The following is a 12,398-nucleotide window of genomic DNA, read 5'->3' on the forward strand; positions in this document are numbered from 1 at the left end:
ATTCACGCGCGGTTCTTGCGCTCGCGAACCTCGGTAAAAACGATCTCGGGCTTGGCGCCGGCTTTGCCGACGCCTTCGGCCACCGCCGCTTCATCGGCGCGCAGGAACGGGCTCGTCTTCTTTTCGAGGCCGAGATTGAACGGGACGGTCGGCTTTCCGCTCGCGCGAAGCTGTTCGATCTCGGCAGCGCGGGTTTTGAGCGCCGGATTATCCGGATCGACGCTCAGAGCAAAGCGCGCATTGGAGAGCGTATATTCATGGCCGCAATAGACGGTCGTGTCGTCGGGCAGTGCGCGCAGCTTTTTCAGCGAGTTCCACATGGCGGCCGGCGTGTCCTCGAACAGGCGGCCGCAGCCGAGCGCGAACATCGTGTCGCCGGAGAACAGCAGTTTCTCCTTGGGGAAATGGAAGACGATATGCCCCTTGGTGTGGCCGGGGGTGTCGTAGACATCGGCGGTGAACGGGCCGACCGTGACCGTGTCGCCCTCGCGCACGGTCTTTGACAGGCCGGGAATGCTGGAGGCTTCCGCCGCCGGGCCGGTGATCTCGGGTCTATAGGCTTTGGCCAGCGCCGGGATGCCGGCGATGTGGTCGTCGTGCTTGTGGGTGATCAGGATATGGGTCAGCCGCCAGTCCTCCTTCTCCAGCACGGCCTGGATGGGCGCCGCCTCCGGGGCATCGATCAGAACGACGGTTTCCCCTTCCTTGAGGAGCACGGCGTAATTGTCGGCAAGGCAGGGGATCAGGCGGATATCCGGCATAGGCTCTCCATGGGGCGAGGGCGGAAATTGGGGGCCTTGCGCGGCGAGGTCAACCGCGCCCGGCAAAGGAAATGTGCCGGGGCCGTGAACCTTCCGGTGCCGCGCGGCGACTGAATGTCAGCGGCCGCAGTCTCAACCTCCTCATGCGGCGCCTGTGAAGGATACCCTCATGTTCCGTAAAGCAATTCTCGGCCTCTCGGCCGCTGTCATCCTCGGTGCTGCCATCGCCCCGTCCGCTGCGCTCGCTCATGGCGGCAAAGGCAAGGGCAATGGCGGCCATCACCATCACAAGAAGTGGCATCACTTCGAAAAGTGGAGCAGCGGTTACGGCTATGGTTACGGCGGCAGCTGCTGGACCAAGGCCAAGGTGTGGTCCGACTATTACGGCGACTTCGTCTGGAAGAAGGTCAATATCTGCTACTGATCCGACGAGATCGAAGCTTCAAAGCCGGCCCCGCAAGGGCCGGCTTTTTTCATGCGCCCGGCCTGGATGTCCGTACCCGAACGAATCTTTTGAACCTGTCTTCGAGGGGCCGCGACCAATGATCATCGGGACCGCGACCGGCACTTCGGTCGGCCCATCAGACAAGAGGAAGACTGAACCATGATCCGCAAAACCCTTCTCGGCCTCGCCGCTGCGTCCACGCTCGCGATCGCCGCTCTCGCTCCGTCCACGGCTTCGGCCGGCGGACCGAACTTCTCGATCCACCTCGGCGGCTTCGGCGGCGGCTATGGCTACGGCCCGTATTACGGGGCTGGCTATTACGGCGATTACTACGGCGGCGGCTGCTACTGGAAGGACGTCAAGGTGTGGTCGAACAAGTGGCAGAAGTTCGTCTGGAAGACGAAGAAGATCTGCTACTAAGATCGACGGGCGCGAACCCTCAGCGCCGCACAAGGAGCCGGTCCGAAAGGGCCGGCTTTTTTGCGTCTTGAAATGAACATTTGTGCGATCGCACGCGACCAAAGATCAGCGGCCGCATCCACTCTCGCGGCCGGAAATTGGGAGAAAGATGATGATCCGCAAAACCGTGCTCGGCGCGACCGCGCTTGCCGTTCTCGTGACCGGCCTCGCATCCGCCCCGGCGCTCGCCGGCGGTGGCGGCAAGGACTACGCCGCCCGTCAGGCCAAGAAGTGGGAGCACCTCCACCTCAACGCCTACCGGAACGGCAATTCCGGCATTTTCTCGTATGACGAGGAATGCCGCACGATCCGCGTCAAGGCGTGGGACGATTATTACGGCTATGTCTGGACGAAGAAGGTCGTCTGCGGCTGAGCCGCCAAACTCATAGCCATTAAAAAGCCGGCCCCGAACGGAGCCGGCTTTTTCATGTTTGGGAAAGGAGAAGGCGGTTTAGGTTTGCCCATTGCGCGGGAACCTGATTGCCTCCTCAGGCCTGTTGAGAAGAAGGCCCCTCCGCCAGGAAGACCGAAATGTTTCGTCTGTCCGCTTTTTGTCTCTCCGCCATCCTCATGACCGTGGCGTTCATGCCGGGCAAAGCGGCGGCGCAGTATTCCAATCGGAGCGGCGGCTCTTTCGGCGGCGGAGGCGGCTATCATTCCCAGGAGGCGCCCCGCCAACTCCAGCGGCCCGGCTATCGCCCCGGCCTGAGGCCCGGCGGGCCGCAATGCTACACGAAGCGGACCAAGGGCCCGAACGGGCAATGGCAATCCGAGACGGTCTGCGAATAAGCGCCGGTTAACGCTGGCCGGCGAAGGCGGGGGCCGTGCGGCCTTTGTTTAACTCGCCATCTTACTTTCCAGCCTTACTTGTCAGAGCAACGCGCTCTCACCACTCTTCTCCCATGTCCATGGACGTCGTCGATCTCCGCGCTTTCTATCATGGCCGTCTCGGCCAGGTGGCGCGGCGTATCCTCAGAGCCAAGCTCCGCGCGCGCTTTGCCGATGTCGCCGGTTTGCGGGTTCTCGGCGCGGGCTTCGCCGCGCCTTTTCTCGGCATCTTTCGTGACGAGGCGGAACGTGTGCTCGCCTTCATGCCGGCCGAGCAGGGCGTCATGGACTGGCAGTCCGGCCGCGGTGCGGCCTCGGCCCTTGTCGAGGAAGAGATCTGGCCGCTCCCCGATGCCGCCGTCGATCGCATCGTCCTCATTCATGCGCTGGAGAATGCCGACAATCCGCGCGAGGTTCTGCGCGAATGCTGGCGCTGTCTTGCGCCCGGCGGCAAGCTCATCGTCGTCGTGCCGAACCGGCAGGGCGCCTGGTCGCGTCTGGAAACGACGCCGTTCGGGCATGGCCGTCCCTACAGCCGCAGCCAGCTGACCAATCTTCTGCGCGAGGCGCAGTTTGCGCCGGTCAACTGGACGGAAGCTCTGATGTTCCCGCCGATCGATCGCGGCATGGTGGTGCGCTCGGCGGTGTGGCTCGAGCGTGTCGGCGCATCGCTCTGGGCGCCGTTTGCCGGCGTTCACATGGTCGAGGCGATCAAGCAGGTCTACACGCCGGTGCGCGCCAAGAAGAAAGCCGCGAAGGTGCGCAAAGTCGAGGTCGCCGATCCCGTGCTCGTGCCGGGCGGCGCCGTCAATACGCGCCAACGCCGATAGGCGCATCTTGAAAGAGCGGCGCTAAGCGCGTTTCAGCAGAAAGATCGCCTGTGCGCCGAAGAGATTCCAGAACCACCAGGGCGCGTTGACGCGCACCGGCTGGCCGGACGGATCGAGCGCTTCGGCGCGTTCCATCTTGGCGCCGATCTCATCGCACAGATCGACGAAATCGCGGATCGTGCAGAGATGAATGTTCTGCGTCTCGTACCAGCTTTCCGGCAAAGTCGGCGTCACCGGCATGCGGCCGAACAGGACGAGATGATAGCGCAGGCGCCAATGGCCGAAATTCGGCACCGAAACGATGGCGTGGCGGCCGATGCGCAGAAGATTTTCCATCACCTTTTTCGGCCGCCGCGTCGCCTGCAGCGTCTGCGAAAGAATGACGTAATCGAACGCGCCGTCCGGATAATTGTCGAGATCGGTGTCGGCGTCGCCCTGAATGACGGAAAGGCCGTGCGCCACCGAATTGTTGACGCCAGATTGCGACAGCTCGATGCCGCGGCCGTCGACGCCCTTTTTCGAAATCAGAAGCCGCAGCAATTGCCCGTCGCCGCAGCCGACATCGAGCACGCGCGCGCCGGGCGCCACCATTTCCGAAATCAGAACATGGTCGGGACGATCAGCCTGCGGCAAGGTGATCGGCGCAGCCTCGATATCGTCGAGCGAGACGGGCGCGCCCTGACGCGCGGAGACCTTGGTGCTCTTCTGCATCAGGCGTCCTTCAGGCCGCGGGCCCGGGCGCAGCCGCCAAGGAAGCCGCGCATGGTCGCGAAGAATTCCGGCTCGTCGAGCAGGAATGCGTCATGACCTTTATCGCTTTCGATTTCGACGAAGGAGACGTTGGCGGCAGCCGCGTTGAGCGCATGCACGATGTCGCGCGCATCGCTGGTCGGGAACAGCCAGTCGGAGGTGAAGCTCATCACGCAAAAGCGCGTCTTCGTGCCGGTGAACGCGTTGGCGAGAACGCCGCCATGGTCGGCGGCGAGGTCGTAATAATCCATCGCCCGCGTGATGTAGAGATAGGAGTTCGGATCGAAGCGCTCGACGAAACTCGAACCCTGATAACGCAGATAGGATTCCACCTGGAAGTCGGCGTCGAAGGTGAAGGTGCGGCTTTCGCGGTCCTGCAGTTCGCGGCCGAATTTCCGCTGCAGCGCGGCCTCCGACAGATAGGTGATGTGCGCCTGCATGCGCGCGACGGCAAGGCCCGAGCCCGGGAAGGTGCCGGTTTCGAGATAGCTGCCTTTGCGCCAGTCGGGATCGGCCATGACGGCCTGCCGTCCGACTTCGTTGAAGGCGATGTTCTGCGCCGAATGTTTTGCGGCGCAGGCGATCGGCACCGCGGCGAAAACTTTTTCAGGAAATGAGGCTGCCCATTCGAGCACCTGCATGCCGCCCATCGAGCCGCCGATAACAGCGAAGAGCTGGCTGATGCCGAGATGATCGACGAGCATCGCTTGCGCGCGCACCATGTCCTTGATGGTGACGACCGGGAAATCGAGACCCCAGGGCCGGTTCTTCGCCGAGTTCAGAGAAGAGGGGCCGGTCGTGCCCATGCAGCCGCCGAGCACGTTCGAGCAGATGACGAAATATTTGTCGGTGTCGATCGGCAGGCCGGGGCCGACCATGGTCTGCCACCAGCCCGGCTTCTTCGTCACCGGGTTCTCATTGGCAACGTGCTGGTCGCCGGTCAGCGCATGGCAGACGAGGATGGCGTTGGATTTGTCGGCGTTCAGCGCGCCATAGGTCTTGTAGGCGATCTGGAAGGGCTGAAGGTCGAGACCGCAGTCGAGCTTCAGCGGCGCCTCCGGGCCAAAGCGCACGGTCCGGCTTTCCGGCGTGTCCGCCTGGCGCCGGGCTTCATGCTTTGTTTCGGACAGGGCGACGGGCGCCATTAACCAGTATTCCTCAGTTAGCCCCGCGTATTCCCGCAGGGCGGACAGCTAAGATATCGCACTTCCATGAAGTCAACGTTTCTTTGACTTCAGGCCGTGGCGGCGTATTGAGTGCGGCCCATGACCGAGCAGCCCAAAAGCCTCGACGACCTCCGGGCAGAAATCGACCGGCTGGACGAGACGATGCACCGCCTCCTGATCGAGCGGGGCGCGATTATCGATGCCCTGATCCGGGTCAAGCGGACCGGAGAGACCGGCTCGGCGTTCCGGCCGGGCCGTGAGGCAGATATGATGCGCCGCCTCGTCTCCCGCCATAGCGGACGCCTGCCCTTCTCTGCGGTTGAGCACATCTGGCGGACGATTATCTCCGGTTTCACCCATGTCCAGGCGCCCTATTCCGTCCACATCGACGGCGCGGGCGGGGATGCCTCTTTGCGCGATCTCGCCCGATTCCAAATGGGCTTCGACGTGCCGGTTCTGGTCGAGGACAGCCCGGAGAAGGTCATCGAGGCGGTGGCCGGCTCGCAGGGCAATCTCGGCCTGATTGCGCTCGGCAAATCCCGTTCGGCCTGGTGGGAGGCGCTCGGCAAACCGGGCGGGCCTGTCATCATGGCAAGGCTGCCTTTCCTGATTTATGCGGGCCGCCCGGCGGCCACCCCCGCCGTCGTCATCGCCAAGCCTCTCGGCGATGCGGCGGTCGATGAGGTTGCGGCCGTCGCGGCCGATTTCGCCTCCGCCCCGCAGGAGGGGATGTTCGACGTCATGGCCGAGACGTTTACGGACCGCTGGCGCGGACTTGTCGCCGTCCCGTCCGCCAGCCTGCCCGAAGGCGCCCCGCGGCTGGGCTCCTTCGCCCGGCCGATTGACCTCATGGCAAGGGTCGATGCAGTAGCGGTAGCCGGATGACGACGACCCTGCCGACCCGCCCGGTGCCCCGCCCGGGGATTCTGGAGATAGACCCCTATAAGCCCGGCAAGGCCGGCGCGCCGGGGGTCAATCGCGTGTTCAAGCTGTCGTCCAACGAGACGCCGCTGGGCCCGAGCCCGCGCGCGCTCGAGGCCTATCAGAAGGCCGCCGACAAGCTTCACATCTATCCGGAAGGCACCTCGCGCATTCTCCGCGAGGCGATCGGCAAGGCCAACAATCTCGATCCGGCGCGCATCGTCTGCGGCGCGGGCTCGGATGAGCTGCTGAACCTGCTCTCGCATGCATTCGTCGGCCCGGGCGATGAGGGCATCATCACCGAGCACGGTTTCCTCGTGTACAAGATCGCGATCCTCGGACGCGGCGGCACGCCCGTTGTCGTGCCGGAGACGAGCTTCACCGCCGATGTCGATGCGATCCTCGCCAATGTCACGGACAAGACGAAGATCGTCTTCATCGCCAATCCGAACAATCCGACCGGCACCTATCTCCCGGCCGAAGAGATCAAGCGTCTGCATAAGGGGCTGCGCCCCGACATTCTGCTGGTGATCGATGCGGCGTACGGAGAATATGTGACGAAGAACGATTACGCCGACGGCCGCGAACTCGTGGACGGCGCGGAGAATGTCGTCGTCACCCACACTTTCTCGAAAATCTTCGGCCTTGCCAATATCCGCATCGGCTGGATGTATGGACCGGCCGCCATCGTCGATGCGTTGAACCGCATCCGCGGCCCGTTCAACGTGTCGGGCTCGGCGGTCGCCGCGGGCACCGCTGCGCTGGAAGACCGTGCGCATCTTGAAGCGTCGGTCGCGCACAATACGAAATGGCTCGATTGGCTGGATCTGCAGATTTCCGAACTCGGCCTGCATGTGACGCCGAGCGCGGCGAATTTTCTGCTCATCCATTTCCCGGCCGATAAGGGAAAGACGGCGGCGGATGCCGACGAGTTTCTGACCAAGCGCGGGCTCATCCTGCGGCGGCTGGAAAATTACGGCCTTCCGGGTGCGCTGCGCCTCACCGTCGGCAGTGCCGAGGCGAACAAGCTCGTCGTCGAAGCGCTGCGCGATTTCGTAGGGGGCGCGAAGTGACGGAACCTCTGTTCGGGCGTCTCACGCTGATCGGCATCGGGCTTATCGGCTCATCGATCGCGCTTGCCGCCAAGCGTCACGGTCTCGTCTCGGAGATTTCGATCCAGACGCGCTCCAAGAAAACCCTGGAACGCGCCATCGCGCTCGGCCTCGGCGATACCTACTCGCTCGATCCGGCGGAAGCTGCGAAGGTTGCGGACCTCATCATCGTCTGCGTGCCTGTGGGGGCGTCGGAAGAAGTCGCGCAGCAGATCGCACCCTCGCTGAAGCCCGGCGCTATTATTTCGGACGTGGGCTCGGTGAAAAGCTCGGTCGTCCAGCAGATGCGTCCGCATCTGCCGAACGGCATCCATTTCGTTCCGGCCCATCCTATCGCCGGCACCGAACATTCGGGACCCGATGCCGGGTTTGCGGAGCTGTTTGAAAACCGCTGGTGTATTCTGACGCCGGAAGAAGGCACGGACAAAGCCGCGGTCGACAAGCTCGCCGCGTTTTGGCGCGCCATCGGCGCCAATGTCGAAGTGATGAGCCCCGAGCATCATGATCTCGTGCTCGCCATTACCAGCCATATCCCGCATCTCATTGCCTACAACATCGTCGGCACCGCCGCCGATATGGAAGAGAATGTGCGCCAGGAAGTGATCAAATTCTCGGCCTCGGGCTTCCGCGATTTCACCCGCATCGCCGCCTCCGATCCGACCATGTGGCGCGACATTTTCCTGCACAACAAGGATGCGGTGCTGGAAATGCTGGGCCGCTTCACCGAGGATCTGACCTCGCTGCAGCGCGCCATCCGGAGAGGCGATGGCGATACGTTGTTTGAGCTTTTCACCCGCACCCGCGCCATCCGCCGGAATATTCTCGATGCTGGCCAGGATACGGCGGTGCCGGATTTCGGCCGCACCCCCGCCGCCAAAGGCCACGGGACGACGGAAAAGAACGGGGCCTGAAGCCATTGTTCCTGCCCCGTCCGCCCCTTAGGCTCCATGGCGAGGCCGGATGGGCAGACCCGGCCGCTGTCGGATAGATGGACGCGTCCCAAGATCTCTGGATTTTCGGCTATGGCTCGCTGATGTGGCGGCCGGGCTTTTCCTACGAAGAAAGCCGCCCGGCTTTGCTCGACGGCTGGCATCGCGAACTCTGCGTCTATTCCCATCACTGGCGCGGCACGGCGGAAAGCCCGGGCCTTGTGCTCGGCCTCGACAAAGGCGGCACCTGCCGGGGCGTTGCGTTCCGTGTCGCACCGACCGAGGCTGCCGGCGTGCGCGCCTATCTGCACGAACGGGAAATGCGCGGCTCGGTCTATCTTGAGCTCACCGAGAAGATCGTCTTCTCCGACCGCACAGATGCGATGGCGCTGGCTTATGTTTCGGATGCGGCGCATCCGCAATATGCCGGTGCTCTGACGCGCGAAGACCGGCTGAAGATCATTGAGAATTCGCATGGCGAGGGCGGGCCGAACCGCGACTATGTCATCAACACCGTGCTGCATCTCCGGCAGCTCGGCGTGCACGATGCCGAACTCGAATGGCTGCACGAGCGGCTCGGCGGCGAGAAGTTCAACGATCAGATGGCCGGCATATGAGCGAGGACATTTCCTGGCATCTCCTGCGCCTCAAAGCGATGAGCGGCCCGGATGTCTATGACATGCTGGCACTGCGCCAGGCGGTGTTCATGCTCGAGCAGAGTATTCCGGTGCTCGATGCCGACGGGCGCGATATTGACGCGCTGCATCTGTGCGGACGCGGTGCCGAGGGGCTTCTCGCCTATGCGCGCATTTTTGCGCCGGGCGAAGACCATGACGAAGTGAAGATCGGCCGCGTCGTCGTTGCGGCATCAGTGCGCGGGCAGGGGCTTGGCCGCGAACTCATGGAGCAGGCACTCGATTGCGCCGCCGATCTTGCGCCAGATGCGCCGGTCCTCGTTTCAGCGCAGGCGCATCTCGCCGCGTTCTACGAAAGCCTTGGATTTACCGTCGACGGTGAGATCTACGACGATCACGGCGTGCCGCATGTCGATATGGTGCGTTACCCGCCCGAGGATGACCGCGAAGAGGAAGACCTAGCGGACGGGCCTATTTCGGAGGCTTGATCTTGTGCGGCGGGATGCCTTCGCCGCGTGCGCGCGCTTCGGCCATCAGCCGGTTGCTTGCCTCTTCGATCACCGTTTCGAGCCTTTCCTTGAACGCTTCGCCGTCAAGGCCCGGCGGGATCGGATCGAGGAACTCCAGCACCGCCGTTCCCGGATAGCGCAGGAAAGAGCGGCGCGGCCAATAAAGTCCTGTATTGACGGCAACCGGCACGACAACGGTATCGAGCTGCGAATAAAGATGCACCGGACCGAATTTATAGGCGGGCGGTGCGCCGGGCGGGCGGCGTGTGCCTTCCGGGTAGATGATGATCTGCCGGCCGTTGGCGATGGCTTTCTTCGCCTCGACCGTCATATCGCGCAGCGCCTGCGAGCGGGCGCCGCGATTGACGCCGATCATGCCGGCACGCGTTGTGTACCAGCCGAACAGTGGAATCCAGTTCAATTCGCGTTTCAGGATGAACGCGAAATCGCCGACGAAGGGCACGATGCCGAACGTCTCGAGCGCCGATTGATGTTTTGCCGCAATGATGCAGCCGCCCTTGGGCAGCTTCTCGCGTCCGCGCACTTCGAGTGTGATGCCGCCAATGGTCTTCAAGAGCCAAAGATTGATCGTCGCCCAGATGCGCGCGACCATGAGCGCGCCTTTCGGCGCGATGAGGAAGGGAAGGCCGAGGATCGCGGCGACCAGAAAGAAGGCATAGAACGCCGTGTTGAGGGCGATCGAACGAAAGAAGGTCATTTTTTGGAAGCGTGTTCTTTAGGAGCGGGATCTTCGTCGGAAATGCGCGGGGCGATGCGGACTTCGACGAGCGCGGCGAGATATTTCACATATTCTCCGACAAGAAGGCGAAGCTTGCCGGGCTTCAGCCACCAGTTTTCTTCCTCGGCCCCCTCGGTGATGACGGGGTAAGGCACAAGGATCACTTCGGGAATAGCGCGTTCCAGCTCAAGAAGCGAGCGCCGCATATGCCAGCCCGAAGTTACGACGATGACGGCCTGGAAGCCGTGGCGGCGCACCCATTGCCGTGTCTCGAGCGCATTGCCGGCGGTGTTGAGCGCGCGGAAGCCGAGATCGACGCAGCAATCGAACAGGCGCTTATGCTGCGGATGAAGGCGGGCAAGCTGCGCTTCCGAGGTGTCGGGATTGACGCCCGAAATCAGAAGCCGCTTGGCGCGTCCGTCCGCAAGCAGCGCAAAGGCATCGGCGAGACGGTCCGCACCGCCGGTCAGAACGACAATACCGTCGCCGGAGATTTTTGTGTCGGGTTCGACGCGCGGAATGGTCGAGACAAAGACGAAAAAGCCCGCGACAAGAAGGCCGGCTGCGATCACCGCTACGGTCGCGAATGTGCGCGCCATCCGTGCGATGAACGAAGGCTCGCCGCTGGGGCGCCGCCGCGGGGTTTGAGGATCCTCGGTCAATCGAGCCGCCTCAGATGGGCCATTACCGTCAGCCGTGAGGTGACGGTGGTCAGCACTGCAATAAAAATGCCGACAAGCAGGATTGCGCCATAGCCGGCAAGGCTCATATCGATGCGGCCGAGCAGGGCTTCCGAGCCCGGCTGACCGGCGGCCCCGCTCGACCAGTCGGCGAAGGCGAAAAGAAGAACGGCAAGCCCGCCGCCGATCAGGCCGCCGCGCAGGCCAAGACCTAAAAAGCGCCGCCCGAAGGCGCGGGCGATATAGCCGTCGCGCGCGCCGACGACATGCAGAACCTCGACGACATCGCGATTGCCGGAGACGGCGCTGCGCGTCGCAAAAAGTACGGACAAAGCGGTGGCGAACAGAACGAGCAGCAGAATGGCAAGGCCAAAGCCCGACAGCGCATTGCCGGTGATGCGCAGCTTTTCCAGCCAGGCTCTATGGTCGTCGAGGCTCGCGCCCGGCACATCGCGCGCAAGGCGCGTCGACAGCGCATTGAAATCCGGCGTCTTGCCTTCCTCGATGCGTACGACGATGAGGCGCGGCGCCGGCAATTCATCGAGCGCGATGTTCTTGCCGAGCCAGGGCTCAAGCAGGCGCATGATATCGGCGTCCGTATAAGGAACGGCATTGGCGATGCCGGGCGTCGAGCGCGCGATCTCGACGGCCTTGTTTACGGCCGCCTTCATATCGCGGCCTTCGGCTGAGGCGATCTGGATCGTCACTTCGCGCAGCACCTGACCCTGCCAGCTGGACGCGGCCTCGCGCACGACGCCGACCGCGCCGACCGTCAACGATGCGAGAAAGCTCATGATCGCGATGATGACCGTCAGCGCATTGCCGGCCAGCGAGGCGCGCGGCACGAGCGAAGGCGGCCTTCGCTTTTCCGTTGCGGGCTGAGGCGGCTTCGCGCCGGGACGTGGACGGGGTTGTGCCTGCATCAATCGTAGATGTGCAGCCGGCCATCGGCGAGAACGAGGCGGCGGGCGTCGTAAAGATCCATCAAGGCGATGTCGTGGGTGGCGATTAAGACGGAGGTGCCGGATTTGTGCAATTCGATGAACAGGCGCAGCAACCTTTTGGCGAGGTGCGGGTCGACGTTACCCGTCGGCTCGTCGGCCAGGAGAAATTCCGGACGGCTGATGACGGCGCGGGCGATGGCGGCGCGCTGCTTCTCACCGCCCGAGAGCACCTTCGGAAAGGCGTGGATGCGGTCGCCGAGGCCGACCCAGCGCAAAAGCTCGGTCACCTCGGCGCGGTAATTGGCCTCCTCGCGGCCGAGGACCCGCAGCGGCAGCGCCACATTCTCGAACGTCGTCAGATGGTCGAGAAGGCGGAAATCCTGGAAGACGATGCCGATGCGGCGGCGGATATCCGGCAGTTCGGCCCGGGTCAAAGCGGCGGTGTCGCGGCCGAACACGCCGATCAGGCCCCGTGTCGGCTTGAGGGCGAGGAACAGAAGGCGCAACAGCGAGGTCTTGCCCGCGCCCGAGGGGCCGGTCAGGAACTGGAAGGAGTTCGGGTCGATCCTGAACGTCAGGTCCTTCAGGACCTCAGGTCCCGGACCGTAACGCAGGCCGACATTTTCAAAGCGGACCAAAGCCTGTCCTCATACCGGCGTCCCTGCCATCTTAACCGGTAATTAACTCTGG

General features: G+C 63.4%; 16 protein-coding genes. 9 read left to right on the plus strand and 7 right to left on the minus strand.

The annotated features are described in order from the left end of the window. Positions 1-2: 2 nt before the first annotated feature. A complete protein-coding gene (gene gloB, locus IZ6_RS01375; RefSeq protein ID WP_222876243.1) occupies positions 3-761 on the minus strand; it encodes a hydroxyacylglutathione hydrolase in 759 nt (252 codons plus the stop codon). A 169-nt stretch (positions 762-930) separates the two neighbouring features. Between gloB and IZ6_RS01380 the strand changes: the two genes are divergently transcribed. From IZ6_RS01380 to IZ6_RS01395, 4 genes are all read left to right on the plus strand, one after another. Then, entirely contained in the window at positions 931-1,185 is a 255-nt protein-coding gene (locus IZ6_RS01380; RefSeq protein ID WP_222876244.1) for a hypothetical protein, read from the plus strand. Positions 1,186-1,365: 180 nt separating this feature from the next. Beyond that, on the plus strand, positions 1,366-1,626 hold the full coding sequence (locus IZ6_RS01385; RefSeq protein WP_222876245.1) for a hypothetical protein: 261 nt from the start codon (positions 1,366-1,368) through the stop codon (positions 1,624-1,626). Positions 1,627-1,774: 148 nt separating this feature from the next. After that, positions 1,775-2,038: a hypothetical protein gene (locus IZ6_RS01390; protein ID WP_222876246.1), complete on the plus strand. Its 264-nt coding sequence runs from the start codon at positions 1,775-1,777 to the stop codon at positions 2,036-2,038. A gap of 529 nt (positions 2,039-2,567) precedes the next feature. Then, positions 2,568-3,323, plus strand: a complete 756-nt coding sequence (locus IZ6_RS01395) for a methyltransferase domain-containing protein (protein ID WP_222876247.1) — start codon at positions 2,568-2,570, stop codon at positions 3,321-3,323. A gap of 21 nt (positions 3,324-3,344) precedes the next feature. Here IZ6_RS01395 and metW read toward each other — a convergent pair whose 3' ends face one another. Together metW and metX are read right to left on the minus strand one after the other, a co-directional pair. Further along, a complete protein-coding gene (metW, locus tag IZ6_RS01400) occupies positions 3,345-4,034 on the minus strand; it encodes a methionine biosynthesis protein MetW (protein ID WP_222876248.1) in 690 nt (229 codons plus the stop codon). Then, positions 4,034-5,218, minus strand: coding sequence for a homoserine O-acetyltransferase MetX (gene metX, locus IZ6_RS01405; protein WP_222876249.1), 1,185 nt, complete (start codon positions 5,216-5,218; stop codon positions 4,034-4,036). Before metX ends, metW begins: the two co-directional genes overlap by 1 nt. Before the next feature lie 120 nt (positions 5,219-5,338). Here metX and IZ6_RS01410 point away from each other — a divergent pair, with 120 nt between their 5' ends. The 5 genes from IZ6_RS01410 to IZ6_RS01430 all read left to right on the plus strand — a co-directional run bounded on the left by IZ6_RS01410 (position 5,339) and on the right by IZ6_RS01430 (position 9,324). After that, positions 5,339-6,124, plus strand: coding sequence for a chorismate mutase (locus IZ6_RS01410; RefSeq protein ID WP_222876250.1), 786 nt, complete (start codon positions 5,339-5,341; stop codon positions 6,122-6,124). Continuing rightward, entirely contained in the window at positions 6,121-7,233 is a 1,113-nt protein-coding gene (hisC, locus tag IZ6_RS01415; RefSeq protein WP_222876251.1) for a histidinol-phosphate transaminase, read from the plus strand. The genes IZ6_RS01410 and hisC overlap by 4 nt, the downstream gene beginning before the upstream one ends. Continuing rightward, positions 7,230-8,183 carry a prephenate/arogenate dehydrogenase family protein gene (locus IZ6_RS01420; RefSeq protein ID WP_222876252.1) on the plus strand — a complete coding sequence of 318 codons (954 nt, stop codon included), beginning with the start codon at positions 7,230-7,232 and terminating at the stop codon, positions 8,181-8,183. The genes hisC and IZ6_RS01420 overlap by 4 nt, the downstream gene beginning before the upstream one ends. A 77-nt stretch (positions 8,184-8,260) precedes the next feature. Then, positions 8,261-8,818 (plus strand): gamma-glutamylcyclotransferase, encoded by a 558-nt coding sequence (locus IZ6_RS01425; RefSeq protein ID WP_222876253.1) that lies wholly within the window; start codon positions 8,261-8,263, stop codon positions 8,816-8,818. Beyond that, positions 8,815-9,324: a GNAT family N-acetyltransferase gene (locus IZ6_RS01430; protein ID WP_222876254.1), complete on the plus strand. Its 510-nt coding sequence runs from the start codon at positions 8,815-8,817 to the stop codon at positions 9,322-9,324. Before IZ6_RS01425 ends, IZ6_RS01430 begins: the two co-directional genes overlap by 4 nt. On the opposite strand, the gene IZ6_RS01435 is transcribed toward IZ6_RS01430, so the two are convergent. From IZ6_RS01435 to ftsE, 4 genes are all read right to left on the minus strand, one after another. Next, a complete protein-coding gene (locus tag IZ6_RS01435; protein WP_222876255.1) occupies positions 9,308-10,063 on the minus strand; it encodes a lysophospholipid acyltransferase family protein in 756 nt (251 codons plus the stop codon). The genes IZ6_RS01430 and IZ6_RS01435 overlap by 17 nt on opposite strands. Further along, entirely contained in the window at positions 10,060-10,683 is a 624-nt protein-coding gene (locus tag IZ6_RS01440; protein ID WP_222876256.1) for a YdcF family protein, read from the minus strand. The genes IZ6_RS01435 and IZ6_RS01440 overlap by 4 nt, the downstream gene beginning before the upstream one ends. 59 nt (positions 10,684-10,742) lie before the next feature. Continuing rightward, positions 10,743-11,609: a cell division protein FtsX gene (locus tag IZ6_RS01445; protein WP_225873965.1), complete on the minus strand. Its 867-nt coding sequence runs from the start codon at positions 11,607-11,609 to the stop codon at positions 10,743-10,745. A gap of 77 nt (positions 11,610-11,686) precedes the next feature. Further along, positions 11,687-12,346, minus strand: coding sequence for a cell division ATP-binding protein FtsE (ftsE, locus tag IZ6_RS01450; protein ID WP_222876258.1), 660 nt, complete (start codon positions 12,344-12,346; stop codon positions 11,687-11,689). Between the last annotated feature and the right edge of the window lie 52 nt (positions 12,347-12,398).

Source organism: Terrihabitans soli, assembly GCF_014191545.1.
Classification (GTDB): Bacteria; Pseudomonadota; Alphaproteobacteria; order Rhizobiales; family Methylopilaceae; genus Flaviflagellibacter; species Flaviflagellibacter soli.